Raw genomic sequence first — 16,808 nt, forward strand, 5'->3', positions numbered from 1 at the left:
ATCAGTATAGGCACGCGCCAGACGCCAGTACTGCGGGCGGACCACTGGACGAATCCACGCGCCCCGGCTAATACTCAAGCTTGACTGGAGAACCCCCATGAAGCCACGTCAAGCCTGCCTGGCCTGCCTGGAACGCGAGCCGGTCGCCCTGCTGGAAGCAGCATTGTGGATCGCCGTCGAGCATGATCGACTGGTCGAACCTGCTGCCTGCCTCACCACACTGAACAACCTGCAAGGCCAGATCAGCGCCAGCCTGCCGATGCTGCCGTTAGCCGAACTGGCCCAGCCGCTACTGCGCCAGCTCAATGCCCTCGGTTTCCAGCAGGACGAGTACCACCCACTGCGGCCACAGGCGGCGCTGCTGGACAAGGTACTGCAGCGCCGGCGTGGCCAGCCCCTGGCACTGGCCATCATTACCCTGGAACTGGCCAGGCGCTTGTCCATACCACTGGAGGGCGTGGCCTTTCCTGGGCACTTCCTGCTGCGCGTGCCCGGTGCCGATCACCTGCTCGACCCTTGTGGCGGGCGGCGCCTGTACCCCAATGATTGCCGCGAGCTGCTGGCGCGCCAGTTCGGCCCGCATGTGCCGCTGACTGCCGAACACCTGCGCAGTGCCAGCGCCACGCAGATGCTGCAGCGCCTTTCACGCAACCTGCGCCAGTTGCATATCAGCAACGACAACCACCTGGCCGCGCTGATCGACGCCGAACGGGTAATGCAACTGGGCCCGGCGCAGGTCAGCGACTACATGACCCGCGCGACGCTGTATCAGCACCTGGACTGCCCCCAGGCCGAACGTTTCGACCTGGAGCATGCCCTGCTGCTGACCGACGACCCGGTCCAGCGCCTGAAGCTGTCCGAACGCATCGGCAAGCTACCGACGGTGAACCGCTCGATTCACTGAGCCGGCGTGTCCACCTGGCAGGACGGATGCGCCTTGGCGAACGCCGGATGCCCTTTGGCCAAGGCGGCGACCCGGGCAATGCGCGGATAGCCGCCGAGGTCGATGTTGAAGCGCTCGGCCGCATACAACTGCGCAATCAGGTAGACATCCGCCAGCCCCGGCTCATCGCCAAAGCAATAACCGTGATCACCAATCAACTGCTCCACGGCCGCCAGCCCCTGGCCGATCCAGAGTGCGATCCACTCACTGACCTGCGCCTCGTCATGGCCCAGCTGGCGCAACTGGTTGAGTACGCTGACGTTGTGCAGCGGGTGCACATCGCAACCGATGATCGCCGCCACGCCACGCACCTTGGCGCGCAGTGCAGCCCCCGCTGGCAACAGTGCCGGCTGTGGATACGCCTCTTCCAGGTATTCGATGATCGCTGGCGACTGCACCAGCAGTTCACCGTCATCGCTGCGCAAGGCCGGCACCCGACCTTGCGGATTCAGCGCAAGGTAGGCAGCACCGCGCTGGTCACCCTTTAGCAGGTTGACCGGCACGGCCTGGTAGTCCAGGCCCTTGAGTGCCAGGGCGATGCGCACGCGGTAGGAAGACGTGGAACGGTAATAGGTATACAGCTCCATGGCCGGCCCCCTCAGTTGGCTGCGATGATCTTGCCGCGGCATTCACCGAAGCCGATGCTGGCCACGCCATCGCGCTTGCAGCGGGCGCGCAGGATGATCTCGTCGCCGTCTTCGAGGAATTTGCGTACCTCGCCGCTGGCCAGCTCCACCGGTTGCTTGCCGCCCACGGTGGTCTCCAGCAGGCTGCCGTAGGCATCTGGCGTGGTGCCGGACAGGGTGCCCGACCCGAACAGGTCGCCGGGCTGCAGCTGGCAACCGTTGACGCTGTGGTGGGCAATCAGCTGGGCCACGGTCCAGTACATGTTCAAGGTGTTGCTCAATGCCAGACGATGAGCCGGCAAGCCCTGCTCGCGCATGCGCTCTGTGAGCAGCAGCACTTCCAGTTCGATGTCGAAGGCGCCACGGGCCTGGTCACGCGGGTCGAGCAGATAAGGCAGCGGCTGCGGGTCGCCGTCCGGGCGGGCCGGCTGGGCGCAGCGGAAAGGCTCCAGCGCTTCGGCGGTGACGACCCAGGGCGAAATGGAGGTGATGAAGCTCTTCGACAGGAACGGGCCCAGCGGCTGGTATTCCCAGGCCTGGATATCCCGCGCCGACCAGTCGTTGAGCAGGCACAGGCCGGCCAGGTGCTGGTCGGCCTCGGCAATCGGAATGGCCTGGCCAATGTCGTTGCCCTGGCCGATCCAGATGCCCAGTTCCAGCTCGTAGTCCAGGCGCGCGCAGGGGCCGAAGCTCGGCTCGGTGTGGCCGGCGGGCAGGGTCTGGCCTTTCGGGCGGCGGACCTCGGTACCCGAAGGGCGCAAGGTCGAAGCGCGGCCGTGGTAGCCGATGGGTACGTACTTGTAGTTGGGCAGCAACGGGTTGTCAGGGCGGAACAGCTTGCCGACGTTGGTGGCGTGCTGAATGCCGACGTAGAAGTCGGTGTAGTCACCGACCTTGGCCGGCAGGTGCAGTTGGCACTCGCTGGCCGGATACAGCGCAGCCTTGAGCGCGGCCTGCTGATCGCTGTGTTCGCCCAACAGCACCTGCAGGCGCTCACGCAACGCTACCCGGGCGCCACGCCCCAGCGCGAAGAAGGCATTCAGCGCACCGCCACGGGTGGCCTCCACCGCAGCCTTGGCCTGGCCAGAGAACAGCCCAGCGGCCAGTACCGCTTCCAGGTCAAGGATGGCATCGCCGATGGCGACGCCACAGCGCTGCGCTTCACCGGGGCGGCTGAAGATGCCCAGCGGCAGGTTCTGCAGCGGGAAGTCGCGGTGCCCGTTGGCGTGCTCGACCCAGCTACGGGCAATGGCGGTCTGGTTCATGGGTTATCTCCGGTTCGGGTTGAAGGTGCTCGGCAAGGTGGCCCAGCAACTATCGTAGTCGGCCTGCAATTGCGGGCTGTCGAGTGCCTGCAGGCTCGGGCGCAGCACCTGGCTGGTCTCGAACATGAAAGCCATGGTGTTGTCGATCTTGTGCGGTGCCAGCTCGGCGGCGATGGCCTTCTCGCAGGTCTCGGCATCCGGCCCGTGGGCGCTCATCACCCCGTGCAGCGAGGCACCGCCAGGCAGGAAGCCTTCGGCCTTGGCATCGTAGGCACCGCTGATCAGGCCCATGAACTCGTTCATCAGGTTGCGATGGAACCATGGGGGCCGGAAGGTGTTCTCGGCCACCATCCAGCGCGGCGGGAAGATCACGAAATCCATGTTGGCCATGCCGTGCACGCTGGTCGGTGACGTCAGCACGGTGAAGATCGACGGGTCTGGATGGTCGAAGCTGACCGTGCCGAGGGTGTTGAAGCGGCGCAGGTCGTACTTGTAGGGCACGTTGCTGCCATGCCAGGCGACCACGTCCAGTGGCGAGTGCTGCAGCTCGCAGGCCCAGTGCTCACCGAGGAACTTCTGCACCAGTTGCACCGGCCCTTCGGCTTCTTCGTAGTGTGCCACCGGGGTGAGGAAATCACGCGGGTTGGCCAGGCCATTGCTGCCGATCGGCCCCAGGTCAGGCAGGCGCAGCGGCGCGCCGTGGTTTTCGGCGATGTAGCCGCGGGCCTGGCCATCGGGCAGCTCGACGCGGAACTTCATGCCGCGCGGAATCACGGCGATTTCCAGTGGTTCGACGTCCATCACGCCCAGCTCGCTGGCGATGCGCAGGCGGCCTTGCTCCGGCACCAGCAGCAGCTCACCGTCAGCATTGAAGAACACCCGCTCCATGGAACGGTTGGCGCGGTAGATATAGATACTGACCCCGGCCGGCTTTTCGGCGGCCGAGTTGGCCACCATCGGCAGCCAGCCTTCGATGAAATCGGTTGGCTCACTGGGGATTGGCTGCGGGTTCCAGCGCAGGCGGTTGGGCGTGACCGCGCCCGACGGGCCGTTCAATGGCTGGCGCTGCAGGCGCTCGAAGCGTGGGTGCAGGGCCGACGGGCGGATGCGGTACAGCCAGGTGCGGCGCAGTTCGCTGCGGGCCATGGTGAACGCCGTGCCCGACAGCAGTTCGGCATACAGGCCATAGGGGGCTTTCTGTGGCGAGTTCTGCCCGACCGGCAGGGCACCGGGCAATGCTTCGCTGGCGAATTCGTTGCCGAAGCCGCTCAGGTACTGAAGGTCGGGGGACGTGTCGCGGTTCATCGATGCCTCCGGGCTCTTGCCGAGCCATTGCGGGCAGCTGGCTGCTGGAGTGGCAGCGGGTCTGCATTGTTTTTATCGTAATCAGATTACGAATAACGTAATTTGCTCAGGGCAAGGCGTCAAGCTATAAAGGCCCGACGCGAATAATCCGGAACCACGAAACCCATGGCCAAAGCCAGCTCCCCCGCCGACAACGGCAAGCAGAAGGTCCGTTCGGCGGAAGTCGGCACCGATATCCTCAAGGCCCTCGCCGAACTGTCCCCGTCCACCTCACTGTCACGCCTGGCCGAGCATGTGCAGATGCCGGCGAGCAAAGTGCACCGCTACCTGCAGGCGCTGATTGCCAGCGGTTTTGCCGAACAGGATGCCGCCACCAACCACTATGGACTGGGGCGTGAAGCATTGCGTGTGGGGCTGGCGGCGCTGGGCAGCATCGATGTGCTGAAAGTCGCGGCGCTGCCGCTGTCGCAACTGCGCGATGAGCTCAACGAGAGTTGCTTCCTTGCGGTCTGGGGCAACCAGGGCGCCACCGTGGTGAGCATCGAGCCCGCCGTGCGCGCGGTCACGGTGGTGACCCAGATCGGCTCGGTGCTGCCGCTGCTCAGCTCCTCCACCGGCCTGGTGTTTGCAGCCCATTTGCCCGAGCGTGAAACCGGGGAGCTGCGTGACCGCGAGCTGGCCGCGCTGCAACAGAGCGCCAGCGACTATGACGGCTTGCTGGCAGGGATCCGCGAACAGGGCTTGCACCACGTACACGGCCTGTTGATGCCTGGGGTGGATGCGTTGTCCGCGCCCGTGTTCAACGCCATGGGGCAGATCGCGGCGGTGATGACCGTGGTCGGCCCGACCTCGATCTTCCATGCTGATGAACACGGCCCGGCAGCTCAGCGTCTGCTGGCTGCAACGCGGGACACCAGCTGGCGCATGGGCTACTCGCCGGCGGCCTGAAATGCCTGCCGGGCACTGTTGCCCGAAACGTAAAGGTGAATGTCATAAGCGGCTATTTTTCCAACCGGATCAAGCGCTTATTCTTACCTCACTGGCCGGCATGAAGGGCTCTACCCCCCGCCTTTCAGGCCCGCGAGGTTCACCGACGTTGATTTTGAAGCTCCTTGATCTAACGTCTCGATTGGCCGCTGCGTATGCAGCGGCCTTTTTTTATTTCTGCAGGTTGGCCATCATCTGCTGCAACGCCTGCAGGTTGTCGCGCGGGTGCACCGCCCCGGCGAAATCACCGATCTGCGCCCAGTTTTGCGCGACCTGCTCGGGGGTGAACCCTTGGCCAGGATCGAAGCCGACACCCAGGCTGCGCTCCCAGCGCACCTTGCCCACCCAGCCACCGCCCACCTCGAACAATTCGCCGCTGTCCTGGCACTGGTCGCTGCACAGGTACACCACCAGTGGGCTGATCAACTCGGGCCTGAGCCGCTCGAACACCTGCGGTGGTATCAACCCCTCGGTCATGCGCGTGCCGCCGGTCGGCGCGATGGCATTGACCAGCACGCCATGCTTGCGACCCTCAATGGCCAGGGTCCGGGTCAGGCCATACAGCCCCAGCTTGGCCATGCCATAGTTGGCCTGGCCAAAGTTGCCGTAGATACCCGAGGTCGATGCGGTGAAGATCACCCGCCCCCAGTTCTGCTCGCGCAGGTGTGGCCAGGCAGCCCGGGTGACCTTGAAGGCGCCTTCGACGTGGACCTTGTAGACCAGCTCCCAATCGCTGTCGTCCATCTTGTGAAAGGCTTTGTCGCGCAGGATGCCGGCGTTGTTCACCAGCACATCGACCCTGCCGAAACTGTCCAGTGCCTGTTCGACGATGCGCGCACCATCACCCACCGAGTCGTGGTTGGCCACCGCCGTGCCTCCGGCTGCGCGGATTTCGGCCACCACCTTGTCGGCAGCCGATGCATTGGCCCCCTCACCCTGGGTCGAACCGCCCAGGTCGTTGACCACGACCTGGGCGCCACGTGCGGCGAACAGCAGGGCGTGGGCGCGGCCCAGGCCGCCACCGGCTCCGGTGACGATCACTACACGGTCTTGCAGACTTACCGGCTCGCTCATGCGCATGGCTCCAGGTCAGGTTGAATGCATCGAGTGTCCGCCAGCCCGTACAGGCGGACAATCAAGCTCACCCTGGGTGAATGCCAGGCGATAACGGCGGGCGATATCGCTGGCTCAGGACCAGGCGACGCTCTGCGGCAGGTAGCTCAGCAGCTGTTCGCGAAAGGCCAGGTAGTGGCGCAACACCTGCACGGGCGCTTCGGTATGCGGATAATGGCCGATGCCCTGCAACTGCACGGTGTCGGGGTTTGGCACCAGTTGCCGGTAACGTTCGACCATGCGTGCACCGGATACCGGGTCGACCACGCCGTTGATAAAGCGCAGCGGCACCCCTTCACGTTGCAACGCACCCACCCAGCGCTCGCGATGCAGCCTGCGCTCGGGCAGGTAACCCACCAGCTTGTGCAGGATACGCGTGCCGGAATTGGCGGCGATCAGGCTCCAGCAGTCATCCAGTGCGCTTTCGCTGGGGTGGGTACATGGGCCGTAGATCTGGGTGACGTTGCGCACCAGGTCTTCGCGCCTGAACGATCGCCCCACCAGCCAGCCGAGGCGGCTGAGCAGCAGTTTCTGGACCAGCAGCACCTGGCAGCTTTCCGGGAACAGGCCGCTGTTGAGAAACACGCAACTGGCGACTTCGGCACGCTGCTCGTGGTGCCGCGACAGCAGCTCCTGAGCCACGCTGCCACCGTAGTCGTGCGCCAGCAGATGCACGGGCTGGTCAATCTGCAGGTGGGCCAGCAACGCCTGTTGCAGGTCCGCTTGTTCCATCAGGCTGTAACGGTGATTGAGCGGCTTGGCGGAATCGCCAAAGCCGAGCATGTCGCAGGCAACCACCCGGTAGCGCTGGGCCAGGGGTGCCCACAGGTAGTGCCAGTCCCAACTGGCGGTGGGAAATCCATGCAACAGAAGCAGGGGCTCTCCTTGCCCTGCGGTCCAGTAGCGGATGCTCTGGCCCCGGAATGAAAAACTCTGCCCCCGGGTACGCCAGACGCGCAATGGAATCTCGGCCATAGGCATCAGAATTGTCCCGGTGCAAGGGTGTTGTCGGAATAGGGCAAGGCTGCGGTCATTGCATGTTACCTCGGCACTTACATGTGCTCTCTATGTCGAGGTTGAGTGTAATCAGCAGCCCGCCAGATGAAACTTGCGTTACCAGCCAGCTTGATGACTGAGCGAGTCAGTGGCACGAATGGTCACAGCAGCATCGTCAGCAACGGTGCGGCGAACAGGTTGAGCAGGCCGGTGAGCACCATCACCAGGCCGGCAACCGAGCCTTCTTCACGGCCCACCTCCTGGGCCCGGCTGACCCCGGCACCATGCGCGCCAACCCCGAACAGTGCCCCCCGCGCCAGCGGTGTACGCAGCGGCAACCAGCGCAGCAGCACGCCGCCGAACATGGCCCCCAGCACCCCGGTGAACATCACGAACACGGCCGTCAGCTCCGGTACGCCGCCCAGGTCATGGGCCAACGGCATGGCGAACGGCGTGGTGATCGAACGCGGCACCAGCGACAGGCTGATCGCGTCGTCCAGCGCCAGCAGGTGCGCCAGGCTCCATGAGCTGGCGATCGATGCCGCACTGCCCGCCACCATGCCCACCAGCAACGCCGGCCAATGCCGTGCAAGCATCGCCCGCTGCTGCCAGATCGGCACGGCGAAGGCCACGGTCACCGGGCCCAGCACACCCATCAGCCAATGCGTGTTGCGCGAGTACTCGGCATAGGCGGTGTGCAGCGGCACCGCCACTGCAAGCAGCAAGGCCGGGACCAGGATCAGTGGCGACATCAGGTAGCGCCCGGTGCGCCGATACAACCAGCGGCTGGCCAGGTAGGCCGCCAAGGTCAGTGCCAGCCAGAACAGCGGCATGGGTTCAAGACTCATGGCGCAACCTCCAGCGGCACACCAGCTCCACGGTCACGGCGGTCACCACCATGACCATCAGGGTACTCACGGCGATGACCAGCAAGATGCGCCAGCCTTCGCTGCGCACCAGGCTGCCGTAATCGAGCAGGCTCATCAGTGCCGGGATGAAGAACAGCAGCATTTCCGCCATCAGCCAGCCTGCACCCAGTTGCAAGGTGGCCGGCTTGACTATGCCGCAGGCGAACAGCAGCAACAGCAGGCCCAGGCCCATCACCCCGCCGGGGATCGGCCAGCCCAGCCAGGCGGCCAGCTGGCCACCGAACAGGAACAGGGCAAGCAGAACCGTCAGCTCGGCGAGCAGGCGCAGGGGCTTTTTCAGTAACGCAGGTTTCATGGCCAGGGTTCCTCGATAGGCCCTCATTTTAAGATTCGGCTGCCTAGGCCAAAAGCGAATTGTTAGACTTGCCGCCATTCCACAATGGAATCGCAACCATGGAATTCAAACAGCTGCGCAGCTTCATCGAAGTGGTCCATCGCGGCGGCTTTACCCAAGCCGCGCAGACCTTGCATATCAGCCAGTCAGCCGTGAGCAAGCAGGTCGCCCAGCTCGAGCAAGATGTGGGCCAGCCGCTGCTCGAGCGCCAGGCCTCGCAGCTGCATCTGACAGCGGCCGGGCGCATCGTGCTGGATCGCGGCGAGGCGCTGCTGCGCCAGCGTCAAGCGTTGCTCAGCGAGCTCGACGACCTCAGCCAGATGGCGCGCGGCGAACTGCGCCTGGGTTTGCCGCTGCTGGGCAGCGATGCCTTGTTCGCCGGGTTGTTCGCCGAATACCGCAGGCGTCATCCGAACATCGCCATTCAGCTGCTTGAAGGCGGCAGCCGCAGCATCGAGCAGGCGGTAAGAAGTGGCGAGCTGGAACTGGGCGGCAGCCTCACGCCGAGCGACCCGGCGTTCGAATACCAGCCGTTCTGCAATGAACCGCTGGATGCCTTGCTACCCGCCGGGCATGCGCTGGCCGGCCTGGACCAGGTGAACCTGAAGCAGCTGGCGGATACGCCGTTCCTGCTCTACCAGCGCAGCTTCGTGCTCAACGACCGCTTGCTCAAGGCTTGCCAGCAGCAGGGTTTTACCCCGAAAGAAGGTGGCCGCAGCGGCCAGGCGGACTTCCTGGTGGCGCTGGTCGCGGCCGGCCAGGGCGTGGTGCTGCTGCCCCGTGTGGTGGCAAAAGCACTGGAACGCCCCGGGGTGGTGCGGCTGCCGCTGAAGGCGCCGACGTATCTACGCTGGGATATCGCCTTCATCTGGCGGCGTGGAGCCTACCTGTCGCGAGCGGCGCAGGCCTGGCTCGAATTGCTGCGGGAAATGAACTGACCTGCACCGGCCTCTTCGCGGGCAAGCCCGCTCCCACACCGGGCTTGAGGGCAGTGATACCCCTGTGGAAGCGGGCGTGCCCGCGAAGAGGCCAGTACAGCCTGAAGCAGTACCTCAGGCTTTCAGTGCTTGAGCAAGCTCTGCCAGCCAAGGCTCGGCATCAGCCTCAGGGGTCACGGTCTCACTGGCATCGAGCTTCAGCATCGGCAGCACTTCCCGTACCCCCAGTTCGGCGAACAGCTCGCGCATCTGCTCACCACCGCCACAATACGTATCGCCATAGCTCGAATCCCCCAGGGCGATCACCGCGCCCGGCAGCCCACGCCAGGCCGCAGGCAGGGTGTCGCGAATGCTGCTGTACAGCGGCATCAGGTTATCCGGCAACTCACCCATGCCGGTGGTCGAGGTCACGGCGAGCAACGCTTCAGGGGCAAAACCTTCGAGATCCTGCTGGGTAGCGCGGGCAGCATGCCAGGCTTCTAGGCCTGCAGCCTTGAGCAACGACTCGGCATGCCGGGCGACTTCTTCGGCGGTGCCGTACACCGAGCCGGAAATAATGGCGACTTTCATCAGGAAGAGGATTCCGAAACTGAGTGAAAACGTAGGATACTAGCATCCGGCGATGGCAAAAGGCCGTCTCTAACAAAGTCCCCTCATTACCTCCATGGTCCGCACATGATCAACGCGCAGCTGTTGCAATCGATGGTCGACGCATCCAACGACGGAATCGTGGTCGCCGAGCAGGAAGGTGACGACACCATCCTGATCTACGTGAATGCGGCCTTCGAACGCCTGACCGGCTACAGCCGTGACGAGATCCTGTACCAGGATTGCCGCTTCCTGCAGGCCGATGATCGCGATCAGCTGGGCCGGGCACGCATTCGCAAGGCCCTGGCCGAAGGGCGTCCCTGCCGTGAAGTGCTGCGCAACTACCGCAAGGATGGCAGCGCGTTCTGGAACGAGCTGTCGATCACCCCGGTGAAGCACGATGCCGATCGGCGCACCTATTTCATCGGCATCCAGAAAGATGTCAGCCGCCAGGTCGAACTTGAGCGCGAACTGGCAGAAATGCACGTTCGTCGGAATCCCGACGAACGTACCTGAACCAAGCGCCCTGAGCACGGTCAATTCCCGTTGAAGAAATCGTCATCACCGAGTTCGATCATGCAAGCAGACGCGCTCCTGACTCAGGACGAACTGGATTTCATCCAGGACATGCAGCATTCCCCGCAATTGAACCTGGCCGACCCCATGTCGAGCCTGCTGGTCAATGGCGACCGCCGTATCCAGTCGCTACTCGCCCGCCTGGTGGCCAACGAGCAAGTGACCCTGCAGGCGCAGTTCAACAACCAGCAGATCAGCTTCCCGCTGCAACTGGTGGAGGACGAGTTCCACGCCGTGCACCTGCAGATCGGTTCACCGGAAATCTACGAAGACGACGGCCCGACGCTGCGCCCGTGGCGCTTGTCGATGGAGCAACCCAGCCCACTGCTGGATGCCCAGGGCAAGGCCAGCGGCCTGCTGGTCAGGGACATTTCGTTCAAGGGCGCGTTGCTTGAGGTGCGAGGCCAGGCCAAGGCGCCTTCGCGCTTCGATCTGTATTTCGCCCCGGACGGCATCAGCCCGATCGGTCTGCATGGTCGGCTGCGCCGGCGCATTGGCCCGGACCTGGCTGCCTACGACCTGAGCCGCAGCCCCTCAGGCGAAATCGACCGGCTGCGTGAGTACATCCTCCAGGCCCATCGCCAGGCCCATCCAGAGCTGCACGATCAGGTATCGAGCTGACCGGCAAGGTACTGGCGCAAGCGCCGCCGCATCAGCTCAACCTCTGCGCCAAGGCATGCCACCGGGCTTCCCGCCAGGCCATCCTGGGCACCTTCAGCCGCTTCGCCGGCCAGCAGCAACGGGCACTGCAGCCCTGCTGCCATGCGCGTCAGGCGCTTGCCCAGGCCGCCACCGGGTGGGTGATTGGCGAACAGCACCAGCGCATCCGGCTTGAGCCGCTCGCACACCAGCGGCAACTCGTCCAGTACCTGCCCAGGCATGAGCAAGCACACACCCACTTCATCGCTGGCCAACAGCAAGCCGGTCACCAATAGCTCCAGCTCCAGGCATGGCCCGGGCAACGGCGCCAGCACCACGTTGTGGCCACGCGGCAGACGAGCGAGCTGCAAGCGAGCGAACACCCGACCGCGCAGGAACTGGTCGAGTAACAACCACTCACTGGCCAGGCCAAACACCCCCTGCCCCGCCGCCAGGTCGTGCCAGACGGGCATGAACACTTCACTGAATACCTGGTCCTGGCTGAGTGCCGCAAACACCTGGTCGAACAGGCTATCCAGGGCCAGGGCATCGAAGCGATGCACCGCCTCGCGCACCTGGGCTTGCCAGCGTGCCGTGCAATCAGCCAGAACCGCACCGTGGGTGAGCATCTGGCCACGGGCCAGGATGCTGCCGACCTTGCTTACGGCCACGCCGCGCTCAAGCCAACCGAGAATGCGCCGGATGTCGTCGATATCCGCCTGGGAATACAGCCGGTGGCCGCTGTCGGTGCGCGTGGGCTGGATCAGCCCGTAGCGGCGCTCCCAGGCGCGCAAGGTCACGGCGTTGACGCCGGTCAGGCGGGAAACCTCACGGATCGGGAACAAATCCTGATGTTGCAGGCCCGCCTCGATGGCCGGGTTACGTCCCTGTTTGGTCATCTGCACTGAGTAACCTGTGTGCGGAAGTTGAACAGTCATTCTACTACGACACTATAGGCCGCAAGCCAGCAACCGTTTGCGAACAATTGTTAAGGCTGCATTGTCATCAGGTTGTCGCTTCGCGCCCGATTCTTGCATGCCCGCAGGCGTTGCCCACCACCCCGGGCCACGCAGCCAAGGGGCCGGCTACCCGCCAGCCCGTCGCCAGGAGATACACGATGTCTACCCCACCCGTCACCCTGATGGTGTCACGCCGCGCCGCCCACGGCCGTTACCAGGACCTGCTGGCCTGGCTGCACGAAGGCGAGCAACTGGCCACCGACTTCCCCGGCTACCTCGGCTCGGGCATCCTCGCCCCACCCCGCGACAGCGACGAATTCCAGATCATTTTCCGTTTCAGCGACGAGCCCACCCTGCACGCCTGGGAGCATTCCGCTTCGCGCCGGGCCTGGCTGGCTCGCGGCAATGGCCTGTTCGAACGCCCCAAAGAGAGGCGCGTCAGCGGTATTGACGACTGGTTTGGCACCAACATGGTGCAAAAACCACCGCGCTGGAAGCAGGCTGTGGCTATCTGGCTGGCCTTCTTCCCGGTCTCGCTGCTGTTCAACGTGGTGTTCGGGCAGTGGCTCTCAACGCTCGAACTGCTGCCCCGGGTCATGCTCAGCACGCTGGCCCTGACCCCGGTAATGGTCTATCTGTTCATCCCGCTGTCCACCCGCCTGCTGGCCAACTGGTTGCACGCCACGCCATCCGCCAGCCCGGCACTGCGCAGCCGCTGAGGCGAGCCGTACAATCGGAAAAATCTTAAGGTATGCTGGGCGGCAACGACAGGACAGACAAGTTGACCGCCCGCACATGAACAGCCCAATTCTCGTCACCGGCGCCAGCCAGCGCGTCGGGCTGGCCCTGGCCCTCGAACTGGCTCAGGCCGGCCATACGGTGGTCAGTGCCAGCCGTAGCCTCCAGCCGCAGTCCGCGCACCCGAACATCGTGCAGTTCCAGGCCGACCTCTGCCGCAAGGCCGACCGTGAAGCGTTGATCGACCACCTGCAGCGCAACTACGACGGCCTGCGCGCTATCATCCACAACGCCTCGCTGTGGCTCGACGACGACCTCGACAACCTCGACACCATGTTCCGCCTGCACGTCGAAGCGCCGTACCACCTCAACCTGGCCCTCGGCGAGTTGCTGAACAAGGTCGACAAGGCCGACATCATCCACATCTGCGACGAGACCTCCTCGCGCGGCAGCAAAGGCCACATCGGCTACGCCGCGACCAAGGCCGCGCTGCAGAACATGGTGCTGTCATTCGCCGAAAAATACGCGCCCACGGTGCACGTCAACGGTATCCTGCCGGGCCTGCTGATCCTCAAGGAAGGCGGTGACGAGGCCTACCGCCAGCAGACCCTGAAAAAGGCCCTGCTGGAATTCGAACCCGGCGCCGGGCCACTGATCGAGACGGTGAAGTACCTGCTTGCCAGCCAGTACAGCACCGGCAGCCAGGTGGTCATCAACGGTGGCCGCCACCTGAAGAACCGCATGATCTGAGAGACTGCCATGACTGAGCAACAACAGCTCGAACTTGAAGCCGCCGCATTCCGGCGCCTGGTCGAACACCTGCAGAAACGCACCGACGTGCAGAACATCGACCTGATGAACCTCTCCGGCTTCTGCCGCAACTGCCTGTCCAAGTGGTACAAGGCCGCCGCCGACGAGCGCCAGGTCGACATCAGCCTGGATGACGCCCGCGAAGCGGTGTACGGCATGCCCTACGCCGAGTGGAAAGCCCAATACCAGAAAGAAGCCAGCGCCGAGCAGCAAGCGGCGTTTGAACAAGGAAAACCTCGTGACTGATCTGAACACCCTGCGCAGCAGCCTGGCCAGCGGCCAACACGTCTTCGCCGACACCCTGGCATTCATCGCCGGCAACTACAGCTACCAGCCCCAGGCCTTCAACAATGGCGGCGTGGAGAATGCCGCCGGACAGAACGAAGGCTCGTGCAAGACCTTGGGCCTGGCCCTGCTGGAAGGCCTGAGCGATCAGGAAGCGCTGCTGGCTTTCGGCGAGCATTACCGTGATGTGCTGGCCACGCCGGAGGGCAGTGACCATGGCAATATCCGTGCGCTGATCAAGCATGGGCTGGCCGGCGTGAAGTTCGCCGAGCTGCCGCTTTCGCGCAAGGCTTGAGAATGCCGGGGCTGCGAAGCAGCCCCAGTTTTTCAACGGACAGTCGTCCCCGGCACTCCGTCTGCCAGCCCGCCCTCCTGCAACCACTGCAACGCAATCGGCCACAGGCTTTCGCGAAACCGGTCGTGGAAGAATGCGAAATGCCCAATCTCATCGACCGAGATATCCACAGGCGCAATACGCAAATGCAGCCGCTGCGCCGCTGGCAGGTACCCCAACAACCGCTCGGTCGCGGCCACCGTGCCGAACGGATCGTCCGTCAGGCTGATGGCCAAGGTCGCAGCCCGTACCTGGGTGAAAGGCTGCGCAGCCAGGCCGCGCGCGCTCGGGCGCTGTTCATAGCGCGGCGTGCGCGTGGTCCAGTCAAGCACTACACCCGCCGGGGTATCTTCCAGCCAACCCAGGCGCTTGCCGGGGAAGTAGCCAAAGGCGCGGGTCAGCAGTGGCATCACCACATGCCACTTGCCAAACAACCGCCAGCGCTGATCGGCGGCATAGTCGCGCCAGTAGGCGAACTGCGCGCCGACCATCACCACCCGCCGCACCTGCCCGGCCGAGGGTGCCAGGCCCACGGCGCAGCCACCAAAACTGTGGCCCACCACGTCCACCGGCTGACCGGGGAAATGCACGGCGGCGTGCGCCAGCATGGCTTCGAAATCCAGCCGGCCCCAATCGCTCCATGAAGCCTGAAAGCCGCGCAGCGAACGCGGGCGTGATTCGCCGATACCGCGATAGTCGTAGGTCAGTACATCGCAACCTTGGGCGAACAGGTAGTCGGCAAAGCGCGAGTAGTAGCGGCAGCGGACCGAAGTGGCCGCATTGATGATCACCAGCGGGCGCCGAGGGTCGGCTTGGGCGTGACGCCAGCAGAAGCCGCCGAGGCTGTAGCCGTCGGCTGTGGCCTGGCGAAAGGCGGTGGCGGGTTGGGTGAGGCTGCTCATGGCGCGCTTTCCTGTTGTTGTGCGCCAAAACTAGCAAAAAAATGGGGCAGTACCGTACTCTTCGCGGGCAAACCCGCTCCCACAGGCACTCCATGGCTCTCTGGCTCAGTGGGGCACTTGTGGGAGCGGGTTTACCCGCGAAGAGGACGGTACAGCCCCCTCAGATGTCAGCTCGACTTACAGCTCGATGCAGTCGAACTTCACATCGGTCGCCACGTCTTCGTCGTAGTTGACGTCAGCACGCTCGAAGCCGAACAGGTTGAGGAACTGCTTCTTGTAACCGGCGTAGTCGGTCAGCTCGAACAGGTTCTCGGTGGTCACTTGTGGCCACATGGCCTTGCACGCGTCCTGTACGTCGTCGCGCAGTTCCCAGTCGTCCAGGCGCAGGCGGGCTTTTTCGTCCACTTCGGCCGGGGCGCCATCGGCGCGGTACATGCGATCGCGGAACATGCGGTCCAGTTGGTCCTGGGTGCCTTCGTGAACGCCTTTTTCCTGCATGATCTTGAAGACCATCGACAGGTACAGCGGCATCACCGGGATGGCCGAGCTGGCCTGGGTGACCACCGACTTCAGCACCGCCACGTTGGCGCCGCCCTTCACTTCACCGGCCAGTTTCTTGTCCAGGCGCAGCGCGGTTTCGTCCAGGTCCTGCTTGGCCTGGCCCAGGGCGCCGTGCCAGTAGATCGGCCAGGTGATCTCGGTGCCGATGTAGCTGAAGGCCACGGTGCGCGCGCCTTCGGCCAGCACGTCGGCGCCAGCCAGGGCATCGATCCACAGCTGCCAGTCCTGGCCGCCCATGACGGTGACGGTGTCCTGGATTTCCTGCTCGGTGGCCGGCTCGATGCTGGCCTCGATGATGGTGTCTTTGTTGGTGTCGATGGCGGTCGACTTGTACGGCTGGCCGATCGGCTTCAGCGCGGAACGCACCAGTTCACCGGTCTGCGGCAGCTTGCGCACCGGCGAAGCCAGCGAGTAGATGACCAGGTCGACCTTGCCGCCCATTTCGTTCTTGATCAGTTCGATGACCTTGGCGCGGGCTTCGTCGGAGAAGGCATCACCATTGATCGACTTGCTGTACAGGCCCTCGGCCTTGGCGAACTTGTCGAAGGCAGCAGCGTTGTACCAGCCAGCGGTACCGGCCTTGGTCTCGGTACCAGGCTTTTCGAAGAACACGCCCAGGGTGTCGGCCTTGAAGCCGAAGGCGGCAGTAATGCGGGCTGCCAGGCCGTAGCCGCTGGAGGCGCCGATGACCAGGACCTTCTTCGGGCCATCCTCGCGCACGCCCAGCTTGCGGGTGGCTTCGATCTGGTCACGGACGTTGAGCTCGCAGCCCTTCGGGTGAGTCGTGGTGCAGATGAAACCGCGAACCTTAGGATGAATGATGGCCAATGTCTGTACCTCGTCAGGTTTATGCCGGGGAAGCGCCACTGGGGCGATTCCGATTGATCAGAGGGTGAGACTACCCCCGCAGGTTATCCGACACATATTAAGGGCTGAGCCCAGGGATTCAAAACCGGAGTTCACCTGCTCCGGCCTCTTCG

Annotated in this window: 20 protein-coding genes; 9 read left to right on the plus strand and 11 right to left on the minus strand. The window is 64.2% G+C overall.

Going from position 1 to position 16,808, the window contains the following annotated elements:
• The first annotated feature begins 97 nt into the window (after nt 1–97).
• On the plus strand, nt 98–904 hold the full coding sequence (locus OCX61_RS23090) for a SirB1 family protein (RefSeq protein ID WP_261941539.1): 807 nt from the start codon (nt 98–100) through the stop codon (nt 902–904).
• On the opposite strand, the gene maiA is transcribed toward OCX61_RS23090, so the two are convergent.
• Genes maiA through hmgA form a run of 3 tightly spaced genes read right to left on the minus strand, consistent with a single transcriptional unit; the run spans nt 898 to nt 4,139 of the window.
• The gene (gene maiA / locus OCX61_RS23095) at nt 898–1,530 is read right to left on the minus strand and encodes a maleylacetoacetate isomerase (RefSeq protein ID WP_261941540.1); all 633 of its coding nucleotides are present in this window, start codon (nt 1,528–1,530) and stop codon (nt 898–900) included. The genes OCX61_RS23090 and maiA overlap by 7 nt on opposite strands.
• An 11-nt stretch (nt 1,531–1,541) precedes the next feature.
• Nucleotides 1,542–2,834 (minus strand): fumarylacetoacetase, encoded by a 1,293-nt coding sequence (fahA, locus tag OCX61_RS23100; RefSeq protein ID WP_261941541.1) that lies wholly within the window; start codon nt 2,832–2,834, stop codon nt 1,542–1,544.
• Nucleotides 2,835–2,837: 3 nt separating this feature from the next.
• Complete coding sequence (gene hmgA / locus OCX61_RS23105; RefSeq protein ID WP_261941542.1) at nt 2,838–4,139, minus strand: homogentisate 1,2-dioxygenase; 1,302 nt, start codon at nt 4,137–4,139, stop codon at nt 2,838–2,840.
• Nucleotides 4,140–4,304: 165 nt separating this feature from the next.
• Here hmgA and OCX61_RS23110 point away from each other — a divergent pair, with 165 nt between their 5' ends.
• Nucleotides 4,305–5,087, plus strand: coding sequence for an IclR family transcriptional regulator (locus tag OCX61_RS23110; protein ID WP_261941543.1), 783 nt, complete (start codon nt 4,305–4,307; stop codon nt 5,085–5,087).
• Nucleotides 5,088–5,297: 210 nt separating this feature from the next.
• Here OCX61_RS23110 and OCX61_RS23115 read toward each other — a convergent pair whose 3' ends face one another.
• The 4 genes from OCX61_RS23115 to OCX61_RS23130 all read right to left on the minus strand — a co-directional run bounded on the left by OCX61_RS23115 (nt 5,298) and on the right by OCX61_RS23130 (nt 8,459).
• Nucleotides 5,298–6,200, minus strand: coding sequence for an SDR family oxidoreductase (locus OCX61_RS23115; RefSeq protein ID WP_261941544.1), 903 nt, complete (start codon nt 6,198–6,200; stop codon nt 5,298–5,300).
• Between the two features lie 114 nt (nt 6,201–6,314).
• Complete coding sequence (locus OCX61_RS23120; RefSeq protein WP_261941545.1) at nt 6,315–7,220, minus strand: alpha/beta fold hydrolase; 906 nt, start codon at nt 7,218–7,220, stop codon at nt 6,315–6,317.
• A gap of 176 nt (nt 7,221–7,396) precedes the next feature.
• Nucleotides 7,397–8,083, minus strand: a complete 687-nt coding sequence (locus OCX61_RS23125; RefSeq protein ID WP_261941546.1) for an LrgB family protein — start codon at nt 8,081–8,083, stop codon at nt 7,397–7,399.
• Nucleotides 8,073–8,459 carry a CidA/LrgA family protein gene (locus OCX61_RS23130; protein ID WP_261941547.1) on the minus strand — a complete coding sequence of 129 codons (387 nt, stop codon included), beginning with the start codon at nt 8,457–8,459 and terminating at the stop codon, nt 8,073–8,075. The genes OCX61_RS23125 and OCX61_RS23130 overlap by 11 nt, the downstream gene beginning before the upstream one ends.
• A gap of 98 nt (nt 8,460–8,557) precedes the next feature.
• On the opposite strand from OCX61_RS23130, the gene OCX61_RS23135 reads away from it, so the two are divergent.
• On the plus strand, nt 8,558–9,436 hold the full coding sequence (locus tag OCX61_RS23135; protein WP_261941548.1) for a LysR family transcriptional regulator: 879 nt from the start codon (nt 8,558–8,560) through the stop codon (nt 9,434–9,436).
• Between the two features lie 114 nt (nt 9,437–9,550).
• On the opposite strand, the gene OCX61_RS23140 is transcribed toward OCX61_RS23135, so the two are convergent.
• Entirely contained in the window at nt 9,551–10,006 is a 456-nt protein-coding gene (locus OCX61_RS23140) for a flavodoxin (RefSeq protein ID WP_261941549.1), read from the minus strand.
• Between the two features lie 105 nt (nt 10,007–10,111).
• On the opposite strand from OCX61_RS23140, the gene OCX61_RS23145 reads away from it, so the two are divergent.
• Both OCX61_RS23145 and OCX61_RS23150 read left to right on the plus strand, forming a co-directional pair.
• Complete coding sequence (locus OCX61_RS23145; protein ID WP_261941550.1) at nt 10,112–10,540, plus strand: PAS domain S-box protein; 429 nt, start codon at nt 10,112–10,114, stop codon at nt 10,538–10,540.
• A gap of 60 nt (nt 10,541–10,600) precedes the next feature.
• Complete coding sequence (locus tag OCX61_RS23150) at nt 10,601–11,221, plus strand: hypothetical protein (RefSeq protein WP_261941551.1); 621 nt, start codon at nt 10,601–10,603, stop codon at nt 11,219–11,221.
• Here the strand turns inward: OCX61_RS23150 and OCX61_RS23155 are convergent.
• On the minus strand, nt 11,206–12,138 hold the full coding sequence (locus tag OCX61_RS23155) for a MerR family transcriptional regulator (protein WP_261941552.1): 933 nt from the start codon (nt 12,136–12,138) through the stop codon (nt 11,206–11,208). The two genes, OCX61_RS23150 and OCX61_RS23155, sit on opposite strands and share 16 nt — an antisense overlap.
• Before the next feature lie 218 nt (nt 12,139–12,356).
• Between OCX61_RS23155 and OCX61_RS23160 the strand changes: the two genes are divergently transcribed.
• The 4 genes from OCX61_RS23160 to OCX61_RS23175 all read left to right on the plus strand — a co-directional run bounded on the left by OCX61_RS23160 (nt 12,357) and on the right by OCX61_RS23175 (nt 14,326).
• A complete protein-coding gene (locus tag OCX61_RS23160) occupies nt 12,357–12,917 on the plus strand; it encodes a putative antibiotic biosynthesis monooxygenase (RefSeq protein ID WP_261941553.1) in 561 nt (186 codons plus the stop codon).
• 76 nt (nt 12,918–12,993) lie between these two features.
• Nucleotides 12,994–13,686, plus strand: coding sequence for a dihydromonapterin reductase (gene folM / locus OCX61_RS23165; protein WP_261941554.1), 693 nt, complete (start codon nt 12,994–12,996; stop codon nt 13,684–13,686).
• 9 nt (nt 13,687–13,695) lie between these two features.
• On the plus strand, nt 13,696–13,992 hold the full coding sequence (locus OCX61_RS23170) for a DUF1244 domain-containing protein (RefSeq protein WP_054884724.1): 297 nt from the start codon (nt 13,696–13,698) through the stop codon (nt 13,990–13,992).
• Entirely contained in the window at nt 13,985–14,326 is a 342-nt protein-coding gene (locus tag OCX61_RS23175; RefSeq protein ID WP_261941555.1) for a HopJ type III effector protein, read from the plus strand. The genes OCX61_RS23170 and OCX61_RS23175 overlap by 8 nt, the downstream gene beginning before the upstream one ends.
• 32 nt (nt 14,327–14,358) lie before the next feature.
• Here OCX61_RS23175 and OCX61_RS23180 read toward each other — a convergent pair whose 3' ends face one another.
• A complete protein-coding gene (locus tag OCX61_RS23180; protein ID WP_261941556.1) occupies nt 14,359–15,267 on the minus strand; it encodes an alpha/beta hydrolase family protein in 909 nt (302 codons plus the stop codon).
• A gap of 177 nt (nt 15,268–15,444) precedes the next feature.
• Nucleotides 15,445–16,656: an enoyl-ACP reductase FabV gene (fabV, locus tag OCX61_RS23185; RefSeq protein WP_261941557.1), complete on the minus strand. Its 1,212-nt coding sequence runs from the start codon at nt 16,654–16,656 to the stop codon at nt 15,445–15,447.
• Nucleotides 16,657–16,808: the final 152 nt, after the last annotated feature.

Source organism: Pseudomonas sp. LRP2-20 (assembly GCF_024349685.1).
Classification (GTDB): Bacteria; Pseudomonadota; Gammaproteobacteria; order Pseudomonadales; family Pseudomonadaceae; genus Aquipseudomonas.